Source organism: Anaerococcus sp. NML200537, from assembly GCF_026131715.1.
GTDB lineage: Bacteria > Bacillota > Clostridia > Tissierellales > Peptoniphilaceae > Anaerococcus > Anaerococcus kampingae.
This window is the reverse complement of sequence record NZ_JAMXSL010000031.1, coordinates 1-16,716: the sequence shown is the minus strand read 5'-3', so window position 1 is coordinate 16,716 and position 16,716 is coordinate 1. Positions and strand designations below refer to the sequence as shown.

The 16,716-nt window shown below is 37.1% G+C and carries 16 protein-coding genes; 10 read left to right on the top strand and 6 right to left on the bottom strand.

The features are described from left to right. Window positions 1-48: 48 nt before the first annotated feature. Together NH288_RS08765 and NH288_RS08760 are read left to right on the top strand one after the other, a co-directional pair. Window positions 49-630: a DJ-1 family glyoxalase III gene (locus NH288_RS08765; RefSeq protein WP_106461489.1), complete on the top strand. Its 582-nt coding sequence runs from the start codon at window positions 49-51 to the stop codon at window positions 628-630. Window positions 631-637: 7 nt separating this feature from the next. Then, window positions 638-1,621, top strand: a complete 984-nt coding sequence (locus NH288_RS08760; RefSeq protein ID WP_265214689.1) for an NAD-dependent epimerase/dehydratase family protein — start codon at window positions 638-640, stop codon at window positions 1,619-1,621. 32 nt (window positions 1,622-1,653) lie between these two features. Here NH288_RS08760 and msrB read toward each other — a convergent pair whose 3' ends face one another. The 3 genes from msrB to NH288_RS08745 are packed head-to-tail and all read right to left on the bottom strand — an operon-like array spanning window position 1,654 to window position 2,715. Continuing rightward, window positions 1,654-2,091, bottom strand: coding sequence for a peptide-methionine (R)-S-oxide reductase MsrB (gene msrB, locus NH288_RS08755; RefSeq protein WP_265214687.1), 438 nt, complete (start codon window positions 2,089-2,091; stop codon window positions 1,654-1,656). After that, window positions 2,084-2,476, bottom strand: coding sequence for a type II toxin-antitoxin system death-on-curing family toxin (locus tag NH288_RS08750; RefSeq protein WP_265214686.1), 393 nt, complete (start codon window positions 2,474-2,476; stop codon window positions 2,084-2,086). The genes msrB and NH288_RS08750 overlap by 8 nt, the downstream gene beginning before the upstream one ends. Beyond that, window positions 2,473-2,715 carry a type II toxin-antitoxin system Phd/YefM family antitoxin gene (locus NH288_RS08745; protein ID WP_265214685.1) on the bottom strand — a complete coding sequence of 81 codons (243 nt, stop codon included), beginning with the start codon at window positions 2,713-2,715 and terminating at the stop codon, window positions 2,473-2,475. Before NH288_RS08745 ends, NH288_RS08750 begins: the two co-directional genes overlap by 4 nt. Before the next feature lie 149 nt (window positions 2,716-2,864). Here NH288_RS08745 and NH288_RS08740 point away from each other — a divergent pair, with 149 nt between their 5' ends. The 4 genes from NH288_RS08740 to NH288_RS08725 all read left to right on the top strand — a co-directional run bounded on the left by NH288_RS08740 (window position 2,865) and on the right by NH288_RS08725 (window position 10,896). Then, the gene (locus NH288_RS08740) at window positions 2,865-4,085 is read left to right on the top strand and encodes an aminotransferase class I/II-fold pyridoxal phosphate-dependent enzyme (protein WP_265214683.1); all 1,221 of its coding nucleotides are present in this window, start codon (window positions 2,865-2,867) and stop codon (window positions 4,083-4,085) included. A gap of 332 nt (window positions 4,086-4,417) precedes the next feature. Beyond that, window positions 4,418-8,671, top strand: a complete 4,254-nt coding sequence (locus NH288_RS08735) for a 2-hydroxyacyl-CoA dehydratase (protein WP_265214681.1) — start codon at window positions 4,418-4,420, stop codon at window positions 8,669-8,671. Between the two features lie 105 nt (window positions 8,672-8,776). Beyond that, window positions 8,777-10,045: a Glu/Leu/Phe/Val family dehydrogenase gene (locus NH288_RS08730; protein WP_265214679.1), complete on the top strand. Its 1,269-nt coding sequence runs from the start codon at window positions 8,777-8,779 to the stop codon at window positions 10,043-10,045. After that, on the top strand, window positions 10,045-10,896 hold the full coding sequence (locus NH288_RS08725) for a hypothetical protein (RefSeq protein ID WP_265214677.1): 852 nt from the start codon (window positions 10,045-10,047) through the stop codon (window positions 10,894-10,896). Before NH288_RS08730 ends, NH288_RS08725 begins: the two co-directional genes overlap by 1 nt. A gap of 24 nt (window positions 10,897-10,920) precedes the next feature. On the opposite strand, the gene NH288_RS08720 is transcribed toward NH288_RS08725, so the two are convergent. Together NH288_RS08720 and NH288_RS08715 are read right to left on the bottom strand one after the other, a co-directional pair. Further along, window positions 10,921-11,604, bottom strand: coding sequence for a DUF554 domain-containing protein (locus NH288_RS08720; protein WP_265214674.1), 684 nt, complete (start codon window positions 11,602-11,604; stop codon window positions 10,921-10,923). A gap of 106 nt (window positions 11,605-11,710) precedes the next feature. Then, window positions 11,711-13,249: a helix-turn-helix domain-containing protein gene (locus NH288_RS08715; protein WP_265214671.1), complete on the bottom strand. Its 1,539-nt coding sequence runs from the start codon at window positions 13,247-13,249 to the stop codon at window positions 11,711-11,713. Between the two features lie 153 nt (window positions 13,250-13,402). Here NH288_RS08715 and NH288_RS08710 point away from each other — a divergent pair, with 153 nt between their 5' ends. Genes NH288_RS08710 through NH288_RS08695 form a run of 4 tightly spaced genes read left to right on the top strand, consistent with a single transcriptional unit; the run spans window position 13,403 to window position 16,390 of the window. Next, on the top strand, window positions 13,403-13,618 hold the full coding sequence (locus NH288_RS08710; RefSeq protein WP_265214670.1) for a helix-turn-helix transcriptional regulator: 216 nt from the start codon (window positions 13,403-13,405) through the stop codon (window positions 13,616-13,618). Next, window positions 13,605-14,330 carry a DUF3169 family protein gene (locus tag NH288_RS08705; protein WP_158698405.1) on the top strand — a complete coding sequence of 242 codons (726 nt, stop codon included), beginning with the start codon at window positions 13,605-13,607 and terminating at the stop codon, window positions 14,328-14,330. Before NH288_RS08710 ends, NH288_RS08705 begins: the two co-directional genes overlap by 14 nt. Continuing rightward, on the top strand, window positions 14,323-15,207 hold the full coding sequence (locus NH288_RS08700; RefSeq protein ID WP_265214667.1) for an ABC transporter ATP-binding protein: 885 nt from the start codon (window positions 14,323-14,325) through the stop codon (window positions 15,205-15,207). Before NH288_RS08705 ends, NH288_RS08700 begins: the two co-directional genes overlap by 8 nt. Beyond that, window positions 15,200-16,390: an ABC transporter permease gene (locus tag NH288_RS08695; RefSeq protein ID WP_265214665.1), complete on the top strand. Its 1,191-nt coding sequence runs from the start codon at window positions 15,200-15,202 to the stop codon at window positions 16,388-16,390. The genes NH288_RS08700 and NH288_RS08695 overlap by 8 nt, the downstream gene beginning before the upstream one ends. Before the next feature lie 54 nt (window positions 16,391-16,444). Here NH288_RS08695 and NH288_RS08690 read toward each other — a convergent pair. Then, on the bottom strand, window positions 16,445-16,716 hold a 272-nt coding region (locus tag NH288_RS08690), incomplete at its 5' end, for an IS3 family transposase (protein WP_265214663.1).

Genomic DNA, 16,716 nt, shown 5'->3' with positions numbered 1-16,716 from the left:
TTCTTAGATAATGCATATAATAATAGGAGAAGACAAAGGAGAATTGTTATGAAAATATGTGTACTTTTAGCAAATGGCAATGAAACTATAGAAATACTTACAGTCGTTGATTATCTAAGAAGAGCTAACATCGAAGTAGATATGGTATCTACAACAGGAGCTATAAATTTAAAGACCTCCCACGGCATAGAATATAAGGCAGATAAGCTTATGGCTGATATAGATAGAAAATCCTACGATGGTGTCTATATACCAGGAGGAACCAAGGGAGCAGAGACTCTTAGGGATAATGACGAGGTAATAGATTTAGTTCGTGAGTTTAACAATGAAAACAAACTAATTGCTGCAATCTGCGCTGGTCCAATAGTGCTTGATAGGGCAGGAGTCCTTGCTGATAAAAAGGCCACATCCTTCCCAACTATTAAGGAAGAACTTAAAAATGTTGGGGAATATATAGATGATCAAATAGTAGTCACAGATGGCAACATCACAACAGGAAGAGGTGCTGCTGTTACAAATTATCTAGCCCTAAGACTTGTTGAAATCATCAAGGGTGAGGATGCCAAGGAAGATCTAAAATACGGCACCCAACACATAGCAGTAGAAAATTATTTTGGAATTAAATTTTAGGTAAAAGATGAAAAATATTAGGAAAATATTTATCCTAGGAGGGGCCAATTTATTTGCCAGAGAGCTTATAAAATACGGTCTTGACCAGGGTTATAAGATAAAAGCGGTAGATTTGATTAAATCTAGCGATATAGAAGAAAATGAAAATTTAGAATATGTCCTAGCAGATTTTTTTGCCCTAGGAGATAAGCAAGCTATGGAGATGATTGGTGATTGCGATAGCTTTGTCTATGCCGGCGGCATAGATGATCTAGTTGTGCCTAGAAAGCCTGCTGGCAAATTCTTTTATGAGAGAAACGTCCTTCCAACAGGTAGGATAGCAAGGCTTGCCAAAAAAGCTGGCATCAGAAATTTCCTTCTTTTGGGAGATTATAGGTCAGAAATAGCAGAAAAAAACCAAATCTTAAGGAAATATAATTACCACCACGAGCCATACATTGAAACAAGGCTCATGCAAGAATCGATAGCAATCTTTGAAGGCGATGGCCTTATGAATGTCTCAATCCTAAGGCCGGGCCTAATACTAGGAAAGTCTAACAAAAATTCCCTAGCAGCCCACATAGACCTAGTAAGGGCAAATGCAACAATACCTGTCACAGAGGGTGTGATTCCAATAATTTCAGCAAAAGCCCTAGCTCAAGGAGCAATCTTTGCCCTAGAGTTAGAAAATCACAAAAAAACCTACGCCCTAGCTACAGGAAATATTTCCTATAAGGCTCTTTATGAGAAAATCCTTGAAATAATGAAAAAGACTGACGGCAAAAGCTTGGTTTCAAGAACTTTTGACGACCTCTTAGAAGCCTATGAGGAAGATCAAAAAATTACAGAAAGAAAAAATCTAGAACACGGCATAAGCCAAGTAAATATGCTAAGGGCCATGACTATGGATCTAAGCCTAAAGGGCGATTTTGACCTTGGTGATGAAAATTTAGGAGAAGAGATAGGAAAAATGATTGACCTATACCTAAATGGAAGCCCTGTAAAGGCATAAAAAAACTGGAAAATCCTTCCAGTTTTTTAAATTTAATCAAAAAGCTTCAAAAACTTGCCATAGCCTTCCTCTTCAAGCTTATCTTTTGGGATAAAGCGAAGGCTAGCTCCATTTATGCAATACCTAAGACCAGTAGCCTCTCTTGGTCCATCTGGGAAAACATGGCCCAGGTGGCTATCAGCTTCCTTGCTTCTTACCTCAATTCTTTTTCTCATAAGGGTGAAATCATCCTTTTCTGTAAGCTCAGTGTCCTCAATTGGCTTAGTAAAAGAAGGCCAACCACAGCCTGCATCATACTTATCAAGAGATGAGAAAAGTGGCTCACCAGAGACAATATCTACATAAATCCCATCCTCATAAAAATTGTCATATTCAGAAGAAAAAGGCATCTCAGTCCCATTTTCCTGGGTCACATGATAGGCTTCTTCGCTTAAAATTTTCTTTAAATCTTCCTTTTTATATTTAGTCATAACTTATCCTTTCTGTATTTTTGCAAATCCAATCTTTAAAAACATTCTTATTACAATTAGAACTGGCAACTTCCATAATAATATTTATAATTTCATCATCATTAGCTATTATCTTATAGCCATTTAATTTTAGATATATAAGCATCAAATATGTACCTATTCTTTTATTTCCATCGATAAAAGGATGGTTCATTATAAATGAGTAAGCAAGTTGACAAGCTCTTTCTACAGGGGTGTCATAAATATTATTTCCAAACATTGTTTGAAATGCAGAGTTGATTGATAGGTCTAACAAATCATCATCACGTACTCCTTCAATACCTCCGAAGTTTTCAATCAGGGATTTATGAAGCTGGATCACTTGCTCTTTAGTAAATTTTTTCATTTTGCAAGTTCTTCAAAAACATGACTAAATTCATTGAGAATATCTTTAGAAATATCCTCAATATCTTCATTTTTATAATATTCATTTTGCTTTATATCTTCATATTGGATCAATAAATATTTTGGTTTATTATTTTTTAAAATTATAGCTGATCCAGAATTATCAACCATTTTTGCAACCTTTGAAAAATTTTGGTTTGCTTCTGTCATTGAAACTAAATTATCTGTATGAATTCTCATAAAATCACCTCGCTATTTTATAAATTAGGATAAAAACATCCTAATTTATCTTAAATTTACTTTATTTCGATAAAATGTCAAGTTAAATAAACTATTAAAAAATTCACTTTTAGGTATAATAATAAAAAGATTTTATTAAGGAGCAAAAAATGTCAATGACAATCAAGAAGGCTACTTGGCCTATTGCCAAGGATTTGGCCTTTGATATAAATAATAAAGCAAATGCAGCCATAGAAAAATATGGCAGGGAAAATGTAATCAATGCGGCCCTTGGGACCTTGGCAGATGATTCTGGAAAGATTATAGCCCTTGATAGTGTTTATGACAGGCTAAGTCAGATGGATAGGTCTATTATAGCATCTTATGCCCCAATTGAGGGGGAAGATGGTTTTAGGGAGGCTGTTTTAGATAGCCTTTTTGAAAATCACAGACCAAAGGCTTTCATGACCGCCATTTCAACCCCAGGCGGAACAGGGGCTATCAGGTCAGGGGTTTTTACCTATGCAGATGAGGGAGATCCTGTTCTTAGTCATGACTATTATTGGGGCCCATATAAGAAAATTTGCGATGAATTTGGCAGAGATTTCATCACTTATAATTTCTTTACAGATGACTACAAATTTGATATAGAAGCTTACAAAGTTGCTATGGCAAAAGCTTTAGAAAATAAGGATAGGCTCGTTTCAATAATAAATTCTCCAGGCAATAACCCAACTGGCTATTCTCTAAGCGATGATGAATGGGATGAGGTGATTAAGGCTTGCCAAGATCTTGCCAAAGCTGGCAAGAAAATCACATTAATTGTTGATGTGGCCTATATAGAATATGCAGGAAGCGGCAAGCAAAAGGAATTTTTTGAGAAATTTACAGGCCTTGACCAAAATTTCTTTGTGATAGTGGCTTATTCCATGAGTAAGTCCCACACAGCCTACGGCCTAAGAAGTGGGGCAGCAATCGGTATCTCTTCTAAAAAAGAAATCATCGATGAATTTGAAAATAGCCTTGCCCACTCAGCTAGGTGCAATTGGTCTAACGGGGTCCACGCACCACAGCTTATCCTAAAAGATTTGGAAAATGACAAGGATGGCTACAAAAAGGAATTAGAAAATTTAAGGCTCATGCTAGAAAAAAGAGCTGAGATATTTGTAAGAGAAGCTAAGGCGAAAAAATTAGCAATGATTCCGTATTTTGGTGGATTTTTCACCTTTATTCCAACAGATAAGGCCTTTGAGATAGCAGAAAATCTCGAAAAAGAAAACATATTCACCATTCCTCAAGCTAAGGGAATTAGGGTTGCAATTTGTGCAACAAATGAAAAGGACATAATAAAATTAGTCGATAGGCTTAGTTACTTTATGGCAAATTTATAAAAATTTTAGAATTATCTTTTTAGATAAAATAAATATAATTTAGACCAAGCTTTTGCTTGGTCTTTCTACTTGAATAAAAATGTAAAGAAAATTTTACAATTTCCCATAAATTTTATAGGGCTTATAAGCTTATAATTTAGCCAAAGTTTGTCACTATTTTATAATAAGCTTGAAATAGCCATTTATAAATATATAATAGGCTTTTATTTTAGAAATAAGGGGTATAATAATATTAAAATTTTTATGTATTTTCTTAAATTTTTGTTAGATATTTAATAATGATAAAAATTTATTAAGTATGAAGGTATTTTATTCATTTAGAAAGGAATAATATGAATTTACATATGGGGCTTGATGTTGGCTCTACTACTGTCAAGGTGGTGGTCACTGATGAGCTATTTAATACAATTTATTCTATTTATATCCGCCACAAGTCAGATGTGAGGGCGACTGTTAAGAAGGTCCTTACAGATTTATACCATAAGTTTGGCAATCTAAGTCTAACTATGAATGTGACAGGATCTGGCGGCATGTTTTTAGAAGATATTTTGGGTGTAGACTTTGTCCAGGAGGTTATAGCAGAAACCCGTGCTATCAGGAAATTTATCCCTCAGACTGACGTTTTGATAGAGCTGGGTGGGGAAGATTCAAAGATTACCTACCTTTCAGGTTCTGTTGAGCAGAGGATGAATTCGATTTGTGCAGGAGGTACTGGAGCCTTTATAGACCAGATGGCAGCCCTCCTTGATACAGATGCTGCAGGACTTAACGAGCTTTCCAAATCCTACAAGAAGATTTATCCTATAGCATCTAGGTGTGGGGTCTTTGCCAAGACTGATATCCAAGCCTTGATGAACCAAGGAGCAAGCAGGGAAGATATAGCAATTTCAGTCTTCCAATCTGTAGTCAACCAGACAATTTCAAACCTGGCCTGCGGTAGGCCGATTAAGGGTAATGTCACCTTTTTGGGTGGTCCCCTTCACTTTTTATCTTCTCTTAGGGACAGATTTGTAGAGACCCTGGGAGAGGATGAGAATAATTTTTATATACCAGATGATGCAGAAGTTTACGTAGCCAAGGGGGCTGCGATTTTATCTAGCGAAAATTCAAAGCCAGTAGACCTTAAGGACCTCATTACAAGGCTTGAAAATGCCAAGGAAGTAAATCTAGAGATGACCAAAAGGCTTGACCCTCTTTTTGAGTCTCTTGATGACTATGAAGATTTTAAGATTAGGCATAAGACTGATAAGGTCAAATATAGGGACCTTGCTACTTACCAGGGCCCAATCTATGTAGGCCTAGATGCAGGCTCTACTACCAGTAAGATGGTCTGGCTATCAGAAGATAATGAAATTTTATTAGATGATTATAGGATGAATTTGGGAAGGCCCCTAGAGGTTGTCATTTCAATGCTTAAAGAAGGCCTTACCAAGAAAAATCCAAAGGCCTATATAGCCTCATCCGGTATCTGTGGTTATGGGGAAGATTTCATCAAAAATGCCCTACATATTGACAATGGCGAGGTAGAAACCATTGCCCACTACAGGGCGGCTAAGTTTTTTGATCCTGATGTAGATTTTATCCTTGATATTGGCGGCCAAGATATGAAGGCCATGCACATAAGGGATGGGATAATAGACTCTATCCAGCTAAATGAGGCCTGCTCTTCAGGTTGTGGATCATTTTTATCAACCTTTGCAGCATCTGTATCCATGGATGTTAAAGAATTTCAGCAAAGGGCAATTAGGAGCAAGGAACCGGCAGACCTTGGTTCTAGGTGTACGGTCTTCATGAATTCCAAGGTCAAACAGGCCCAAAAGGAAGGCTCTGAGGTCGAAGACATAGCAGCTGGCCTTTGCTATTCGGTAATAAAAAATGCCATCCAAAAGGTAATTAAGATTAGGGACCCAAAATCTCTTGGCAAAAATATAGTAGTCCAAGGGGGAACCTTTTATGGGGATGCCATCCTAAGGGCCTTTGAGAAAATTTCTGGAAGAGATGTTACAAGACCAGAAATTGCAGGCCTTATGGGGGCTATGGGTATGGCCATAATTGCCAAAGATAAGTCCACAGGCTCATCAAATATGGCAGGTCAAAGCGTACTTGAAAACTTCTCCTACAGCCAAAAATCAGCCAGGTGCGGTAGGTGTACAAATAATTGTGCCCTAGTAATAAATACCTTCGCCGATGGGAGGAGATTTATCACAGGCAATAGGTGCGAAAGAGGGGCAGGCATCAAGCTTGATAAGAAAAAAGATGACCTAAATATGTACAAGTATAAGTATAAGCTCCTCTTTGATAGAAAGACTCTGGGAGATGGTGCCCGCTTTGGTAGGGTCGGCATTCCTCGTGTTTTAAATATCTATGAAGATTATCCTTTTTGGCACAAGTTTTTTGATAGCCTAGGCTTTGATATTATCTTATCAAGTGACTCAGATAGGAAAATTTATGAAAAGGGCATAGCCACTATTTCTTCAGAGACAGCCTGCTATCCAGCCAAGCTTGTCCACGGCCACATGGAAGATTTAATAGACAAAAAGCCTGACCTAATCTTTTATCCAGGTGTTTTTTATGCCTACAAGCAATTTGATGCGGCCAAAAACCAGATGAATTGCCCTGTAGTAAGTGGTTATCCTGATGTAATTAAAAATAATGTCGATAGGCTAAATGAGTTAAGATTCCTAAACCCTTTCTTATCCTTTGAAAGTGAGGAAATCATCAAAAAAAGACTTGTCGAAGTCTTTGAAGGCTACACTCATGAGGGCAATATCTTGAGAAAGAAGGAAATTGAAAATGCCGTAAGCTTGGCTTGGGAGGCTGAGCAAGCCTACCATGACCAAATAAGGAAAAAGGGCAAGGAAATAATTGACCATGTAAGGGCCCATGACTTAAATGCCATAGTCCTAGCAGGTAGACCTTACCACATAGATCCAGAAGTCAACCACGGCATAGCAGACTTAATCGAATCGATGGATATACCTGTTCTTTCAGAAGATTCCATCGCCTACAATGTGAAAGATTTGACCAAAGAGCTCAGGGTCCTTGATCAGTGGTCCTACCACGCAAGGCTTTATAGGGCCAGCAAATATGTTGCAGAAAATGACAACTTCGAGCTTATCCAGCTTAATTCCTTTGGTTGCGGCCTTGATGCAGTCACAACCGACCAGGTAGAAGAACTTTTAAAATCTCATGGCAAGATTTATACCCTTTTAAAAATAGATGAAATTTCAAACCTAGGAGCGGTTAAAATCAGACTGAGATCTCTTTTAGAAGCTCTTGACCAAAAGAAAAGAGAAGGCATAAGCTTTAAGACAAATCCAAGTGATTTTGCCTACGAAAACACTGAATTTACCAAGGAAATGAAACTAGAAGGCTACACAATCCTTGCCCCACAGATGGCAAGGGAGCACTTTAGGATAATGGAAAATGCCTTTAAGGCCTTTGGTTTTAATATAGAATTTCTAGATACAATCGATGAAGATGTCATAGATACGGGTCTAAAATATGTAAACAATGACTCCTGCTACCCATCAATTACAGTAGTTGGCCAGCTAATCCATGCTGTAAAATCTGGCAAATATGACACAGATAAGCTTGCCCTCCTCATGACCCAAACCGGCGGAGCTTGTAGGGCGTCAAACTACGTAGGCTATATCAGAAAGGGCCTAAAGGATGCGGGTTTTCCTGACCTGCCAGTAATTGCCCTTTCAGCCCAAGGCATAGAAACTAACGAGGGCTTTGACTTAGTCAGATTTAAAAATATCCCACTTTTAAAGCAAGCCATAAGGGCCATCCTTTTGGGAGACCTCATAAATAGAGTGTCAAATGCTACAAGGCCTTATGAAATCGAGCTAGGATCTGTAAATGACCTCAAGGAAGCATGGATAAATAAGCTTTCAGCAGAAATTGGGACAATGAAAACCAAGAGATACAGACAAGCAATCCAAGAGATTGTCAAAGATTTTGAAGACCTTCCAGTCTGCAACAAAGAAATCCCAAAGGCAGGTATAGTTGGTGAAATCTTGGTTAAATTCTTGCCAGAAGCCAACAACCACCTCCAAGACGTCCTCGAAGCTGAAGGAGCTGAGGTAGTCATGCCAGATTTAACAGACTTTTTGATGTACTGTATGAAAAATTCAGAATTAAAGCGTGACTTATATGGTAAATCAGCTGCCACAGCCAGGATGGGAAGGCTTGGAATCAAGCTAATAGAAGCAAATAGAAAGCCAATTAGAAAGGCCCTAAGGGAAAGTGAAAGATTTACAGAACCTCTTTATATAGATGATATAGCAGACCTAGCTGAGGAAGTTACATCCCTTGGCAACCAGGCTGGTGAAGGCTGGCTTCTTGCAGGGGAGATGGTAGAACTAATCCACCAGGGTGCCCCAAATATTGTCTGCATTCAGCCTTTTGGCTGTCTTCCAAACCATATCACCGGCAAGGGAGTAATGAAAAAGATAAGAGAAAGCTATCCAGAGGCCAACATAGTAGCCATAGACTATGACCCAGGAGCATCAGAAGTAAATCAAGTAAATAGGGTCAAACTAATGATGAGTGCGGCTAGGGATAAGATAAAAGTTAAATAAATTAAAAATCATCCTAAGAAATTAGGGTGATTTTTTTGAGAAAAATTTTAATTTGCTTGTATAATAAAGACAAATGTTAATTTTTATGAAAGAAAGAAGGCAAATATGTCAAACGCTAAAGAACAATTTCTAGACCTACAAGACAAGCTTAAAAAAGTTTGTGAGATAGCAGGCCTATCTGAATCATTTTATGAGATAATCAAAGAACCTGAAAGAATCATCGAAGCAAATATTCCAGTAAAGATGGATGATGGCACAACAAAGACCTTTAGAGCCTTTAGGTCTGCCCATTCTACAGCCCTAGGCCCATCCAAGGGCGGGGTCAGATTTCACCAATCTGTGACCTATGAAGAAGTCAAAGTTCTATCTACCCTAATGAGTCTAAAGGTAGCCCTTCTCGGCCTTCCACTAGGAGGTGGCAAGGGAGGAATCATCGTAGATCCTAACAAGCTTTCTGAAAGAGAGCTAGAAATCTTATCTCGTGGCTTTGTCAGGGCAATGAATAATTATTTAGGACCAAGAATTGATATTCCAGCTCCAGATGTGAATACCAATGCCAAGATCATGGGATATTTTACAGATGAATATATAGCCCTAAATGGTGGACGCCAAGATATAGCAACCTTCACAGGCAAGTCAGTTGATATGGGAGGATCCCTTGGAAGAAGTGAAGCTACAGGCTTTGGTGTTTATTTAACCATCAAAAAATACTACGAAAAAATTGGTAAGAGCCTTAAAGGAGCTAGAGTTGCCCTCCAAGGTTTCGGCAATGTAGGATCTTTTACAGCTAAATATCTTGTAGATGATGGAGCAAAAATCATTGCAGTAAGCTCAAGAGATGAGTCAGCTAAATCGGGTTCATCAGCAATTTTTGACGAAAATGGTTTCGCTCCGGATGACCTAGATGAAATTAGAGAAAAGACAGGCTCAGTCCTAAATAAGAAGGCTGAAAAAATTACTAACGAAGAATTTTTCACTATAGACTGCGACATTTTAATTCCAGCAGCCCTAGAAAATGTAATCAGCGATGCCAATGCAGACTCAATTAAGGCGGGGCTTGTAGTAGAAGCAGCCAATGGCCCTGTGACAGAAGGGGGAGAGAAAATCCTAAATGAGAAAAATATCCCACTCATCCCAGATATCCTAGCTAATTCAGGAGGAGTTTTAGTCAGCCACTACGAATGGGTACAAAATATCACAGGCTCCTACCTTTCTGAAGAAGAAGTAAGGGCTAAACAAGAAAAGGACATGACAAGAGCTATCGATGAAGTATTTGCAACAGCTGATAAATACAAGGTTACCTTCAGACAAGCAGCCTTCATCCTAAGCCTATCAAGGATAGAAAAAGCCCTCAAACTTAAGGGAAGATTTTAATGCAAATAAGAAAGCTAGAAAGGCCTGACCTTGCAAAAGTGAGGCCTCTTTTAGAAGCTGCCATAAATGATAAGTCTAAAGCTTCTTACCCAAAATTCTCATCCCTAAGCGACCTTTATAGGGAGTTAGAATATTCTATAGAATTTATGGCAACCACCACGCTCTTGAGCCTACAAAATGAGGAAATAGAGGGCCTTGTCACCTATTTTTGGGATGATGATGAAAAATATATCCAAACTACCCTCCTCATCATAAAAAATAAGGATCTAAGAGTCTTAGAAAGCCTTTTAGAAAGGATAAAAAAAGATCACAAGGCCTATCCTATAAATATAGGTCTTGGGGAAGCTTCTTGGATAAATCAGGAAAAATATTTTACAGAAAAAGCAAAAATTGTAGAACACTCTCATGTCCTAGAGGCTAAAAATCTAGAAAAATCTTCCGCTCTTACAGATAATATCGAACTCTTAGCCAAGGAAGACTTCTCATCCTATAAGGACTTTCACGATTCTTTTGCAAAAGATATGTATTATTCAAGCCCCAATCTATATAGGGACTTTGACAGGTTTAGGGTCTTTGTCAAAAAGGGTAAGGGAGAGATTACAGCCAGTCTTTTAGTAAAAATCTATGGCAAAAATCCTTGCAAAGCTGAAATTTTTGGACTCTTTATGAAAGAACCTAATAGGCAAATTTTCGACAGTCTAATTAAGGCAATGATAAATTTCCTAATAGATGAATTTGGAAAAATAGGGGAAATTAAGTATTTTATAGAAGTCGAAAAAGAATTAGAACTAGAAGTGGCTATTGCAAATGGCTTTGAAAAATTAGATACCTATATACTTTATAGGGCATAGAAAAATCCTCCGCTTGGAGGATTTTTAAAATAAAGACATTATAAGCCCAATAAGGACAGGCATGGCTATAGCTGGTAGGGCATTAGCTATCCTAAAGTCGACAATATCAAGCATGGATAGGCCTATGGCAATGATTGTAAGGCCGCCAACACCTGAAATATTTGCAAGGACAAATTCTGTAAAAAGTGGTGAAAGAAGGCTAGCAAGAAGACAAATAGCTCCTTCATAGATAAAGACTGCAAGGCTTGCAAAAGCTATGCCACTGCCAAGGCTTGCCGCAAGAAAAAGTGCTGATAGCCCGTCAAGGACAGCCTTTGTTAGAAGAATTGAATAATCACCCTTAACTCCTGCATCAATTGCCCCAAGAATCCCCATAGAGCCAACACAAAAAAGCAAAATTCCTGAAATAAAGCCAGTGGAAAAGTCGCTTTCAGAATTTTTTATAAACTTATTTTTAAGAAAGTCCGCAAACTTATCAAGGCCTCCCTCAAGATCTAGGTATTCACCTACAAGGACACCGCCCACTATAGAGATGATCATAATCATAATATCACCCTTAAGGGCAGAATCGATACCTAATACAAGAATGGCAATCGGTAAAAATTTCATAATGGCTTCTTGGTACTTGTGGGCAAGTCTATTTGAAAGACTGGTCCCAAGCATTCCACAGGTAAAAACTGCCAGGGTATTTACTATTACAGCGAACATCTAATCATCTCCTTTTATACAATATTTCCACTATTATACACAAAAAATTCATAAAAGAAAAGCCCCAGACAAAAATAGTTGGGGGCTTTTATAGCTTAAAGTTATTTCAAAGTGGCTTTGAATTATCAAAAAATTCTGGGTTTTCTGCCTTGATTTCCATAAATTTCTTGCCTAGGATTTGGTCTAAAATCTTAAAGGACCTGTGGACTCTTGGCAAGTTTTCAAGGTTTAGCAAGAGTTTATCAGCTAGGTCTGCCTCAAGCAAGAAGTCAGTTATGATAACATCATACTCTGACTGTCTAAGCCAATTTATATCAAGTCTTGGCTTGGTATAAATATCTACGCTTAAGATAGTAGATGCTGTAGAATTTATAAAATCCTGTATAAGTCTTGAATGATACCTATCGTAATTTGATATAATAATAGCCTTAATTTGTTTGATGCTATCAATCATATGACCCAAAAGTCCTGGCCAGGTTGAATAAATCGCATACACCATTGCTTCTGTCGAATATCTTTCCCTAAGCTTAGGATACTTATTCAAAAGCCCATCCATCATGGCGTAGATATCCTTGTAGAAATCTATGTTAATAAACCTGATATAATCAAGCAAGTGCTGGCTTTTTACTACAAAAAAATCCGCCTGCTCTACGTTAAATAGCCTTACATAAAAGTAAGAGAAATTTTCCTTGTAGGCATTTTCAAGATTTTTCTTATCAATCCCGTACTTATCACAGAGCTTTATAGATTTATCATAAAGATAGTCATAATAATCCTTATAGATTGGAACAAGTTCAAAAACCTCATCAAGGCTCTTAAAATATGGGGTGTATTCATGGTTTATAAAAAATGCCAAAATTTGATATAAAACCATGGTCAAATCGCCATTTTCATCAGGTAAAAGCCTTCTAGTAGCCCTGGCAACTTCGATATTTGACAGACATTTTTTGACAAAGCTAAGCATATCTTGGTCAATCTCGCCAAGCTTGAATTTAAAGCCTCGCCTATATCTGATAAGAGAGATGGCAAGGGCTGTCTTGATATAAGAATATTGGCCGAAAATAATCTCCATGTATATGGACTTACCGATGCTTTCGGCAATAGTTGTGACATCTTTCTCATCGACAAGGCCTTCAAAAGGCCAATCAAGTGGGCTTATTTGAGTGCTTATGAAAAGATTTAGATAAAACTTCTCTATATCATACTCATCGCCTACAAAATCGAGGTCTGCATAGGAAAACTCTATATTATAAATATCCTTGATAGCCTCGTTAAGGTAGCCAATATTTCTAAAAATAGAAGAATCGCTGGTATTAAGCCTAGTGGCTAAGTCCTTTTTGTTTTTTATCTCATCTAAAAAAGTGATGGTCAAAATTTGGCTTATCAGAGAGTTTTTGATAAAAATTTTCTTGATAGTTTTTAAGCCTATATCAAGGATAAAATCAGCCTTGACAAGGTTTGAAGTCATTTCAAATTTGGCATAATTTTTAAATAATTTCTCAAGAGAACATATATAATTGTGAATAGTTTTTTTGCTAAGGTCTAAATCATCTACAAGCTCATCAATCCTAACCCAGGTTCCATCCTTATAAAATAAGGCCTCGAGGAGCTTGTACATATTTTCATCTTGCTTTAAAAAGATCAAAGTAATCACCTCTTTTTAGGTATATCTAACATTATACCCGTATTTCAATAATATATTTAAAGGAGAGGTAAATAAAAATAAATTTGACAAGTAAAGTTGTCAGATATATAATAATGACAAGAATAGTTGTCAATTATTTGGAAAGGAGGGGCGATGGACCTAGTAAATAATTTGGCGGATTTTAGAAAAAAAGCAGGCTATAACCAAGCAGAGCTTGGAGGGCTTGTCGGAGTCAGCCGCCAGACCATAAGCTTAATAGAAAGAGGAGATTACAACCCATCAGTGACCGTGGCTCTAACAATTGCCCAGGTCCTAGATGTGGATATCAATGAGATTTTTAGACTGGAGGATAGTGATGAAAAAGAATAAAAAAAGCTTCTTAGCTAGCATATTTGCTATGGCTGGATTTGGATTGATTGTAGGTTTTGGAGCAGGTTTTATTTTTAGAAAATTAAATGTAGGTGGCCTTGTATATGGTCTTAATAGCTTTCTAAGCGACCATATCTTGGCTTTGATTATAGGACTTTGTAGTATATTTGCGGGATTTGGCTTTTATTTCTACTTGAAAGGGAAAAAAGAAGTTGAAAAGGGCATAAGGCAAGATGATTTTATTGAAACAAAGTATATAGACTATGCCAATGCAATGAGAGATGCAGGCTTATTTACCCTCATATCCCTTGTTATAATTATCTATAACAAGATGAAAACAAGCCCAGACTTTGTAAAAAATACCTTGCTTGTATTAGGGATTTTGCTAGTTTTTACAGCTATAAATTCCATCTTGTCTTTCCTTACTTATAAACTTGTCAAAAAAATTGAGCCAGAAAGAAAGACTGAGGTCTTTGATTTCTTTTTTGAAAGCAAGTTCATGGCTGAATCTGACGAGAGGGATAAGGTCAAATACTACAAAAAGGGCTACCTAGCCTATAAGAGGATGCTTATGAGTCAATTTGTGATAATAATAATCCTATTTTCCTCAGCCCTCTATGAAAATATAAGCCCAATAATAGCCCTAATTGTCCTAATACCAAGCTTGATTGGTGTATTAACTAATGGTTTTGCAGGAGAGAAAAATGATTGAAATAAAAAACTTAACTAAAAATTTTGGGGACCTTAAGGCTCTTGATGACGTGTCCTTTGAAGTCAAAAGAGGTGAACTTTTCGGAGTTATCGGCCAAAATGGGGCGGGAAAATCTACACTTTTTCGCTCCATGATGAATTTCTATGACCACTTTGCTGGAGAAATTCTTTATGAAGGCGAGCCAATGGCAGACGTGCCCCTAGAAAAAATTGGCTTTCTTCCAGAAGAGCGTTCGCTCTCACCAAAGAAAACCATCAGAGAAGAGGTGAAGTTTTTCGCAAGGCTTAACCAAATGAGAAATCTTGATGAAAAGACCTTAAAAAGCTACTTTGATCGTTTTGAAATCAAGGGAAGTCTGGATGATAAAATAAAGTCCCTCTCAAAGGGCAACCAGCAAAAGGTTCAGCTTCTTGCAAGCCTAATCTATAAGCCAGAATTTTTAATCTTAGATGAACCATTCTCGGGCCTTGACCCTTACAATGCCAATCTTTTGATGGGGATAATCAAGGAAATCAACGAAGAAGGTACAACCATAATTTTTTCATCCCATAACATGGAAAATATCGAATACCTTTGCGATAGGCTAATTATGCTGAGAAATGGAAAAATTGTCCTAAATGGGTCACCAGATGAGATTAGAAATTCCTATGAAAAAGACCTGGTGAAAGTTAGGACTGATGCAGATTTATCAGAGCTTTTCCCAGCTTATGACCTAAAAAGAGAAGGAAATTTCTGGACTATCAGACTTGAAGATGAAGAAAATGGCAGGGAAATTTTTGAGAAACTTGTAGGAAAACTCGGCTACCTTGAGATGTTTAGCCAAGAGCCACCAAGCCTAAATGAAATTTTTGCCAGAAAGGTGGAAGAAAATGAATAGAAAGTTAATAGTTGCCCTTGATTCCTTCAAAAAACAAATCAAATCGCCTGCCTTTTGGGCCATGGTTTTTATACCAATCCTTGTAATGCTAGTGCCTATGGGTCTTAATTATTTCCTTACAAAATCAGACAAGGCAGATTCAACTACTAAGTATTACCTAGTAGCAGATGAAACTATAAAGCCTTACCTAAAGTCTATGGAAAATGAATATAAATTAGTTTCAAAAGATGAAGCAGAAAAGACTTTAAAGGCAGAGAAAATTGAGTCTTACGGGGAGATTTCTGAAGAAAATGGCCAGATAAAACTTATTATTGAGACTAAAACCATGGATAGCAAGGCACTTTCAAAATTGCCTCTTCTTGCAAATGAGCTTCAAAATGCTATTAATATAAAAAATGCAGGTTTAAATGAAGAGCAAATTGGGATTTTTTCGACCAAGGCAGATATAAAAATCAATCAAATTGACAAGGGCAAGAGCCTTATGATCTATGCCTCCTACTTCATCCTTTTGATGTTCATGTATTTTATGCTAATCATGTATTCAAATGTCCTAGTCGTCGATATAGCCACAGAAAAAGGGTCAAAGATGATTGAGTTTATCTTCTCATCAGTATCTGCCAAGGACTATTTTGCTGGCAAAATATTAGGTAACTTCCTAGCCATAATCGTCCATTCGATTTTATATATAATTTTTGGAGCAATTTCCTATTTTATAATCAAATCCAAGGGCCTTTTAGACTTTATAAAAATTGATCTTAGCCTGGATAAGACAAGCCTTATGATAATAGGGGAGATTTTCATCTTTATCATCCTCTCGCTCTTGGCCTACATGATGATAGCTGCCATGCTGGGCTCTCTTGCCAGCAAGCAAGAAGATGCTTCAAAGGTTGCGACACCTCTTATGATCACAATTGTAGGGGCCTTTATGGTCGCCATGATTTTTATGAATAGACCTGTAAATTTATTTGTAAAGATCGCATCATTTATCCCATATATTTCTGTATTTTTCATGCCTTTAAGGTTGATTAAGGGAAGTGCTGGAATAATTGAAGGCGGTCTTTCTCTAATAATTTTGGTGCTAAGTCTATATATTACTTATATCCTAGCTTCAAAAGTCTATAAGAAACATATCCTAAATTATTCCAATGATTCGATTTTTACTAGGAAAAGAAAACACAGATAATAAAGGGGGCCGCAGTGACCTGAACCCGTAAACACGGAATAATTTAATAATATTTTAAGCGGAATGTAATCTGTACATAACAGGGGACATTCCGTTTAATTTTGTTTTAATCCTATCCTCATTGTACCATCTAATATATTTTTCTATCTCAACAACTAATTCATCATAGTTTTTAAATTCCACCCCATAATACATTTCTTGTTTCAATATTCCAAAGAAGTTCTCCATTGGAGAATTGTCTAGACAATTCCCTTTTCTTGACATACTTTGCCTTATATTCATCTTTTCTAGTTTTTTAGTCCAAGTACTATGTTGGTAATGAAATC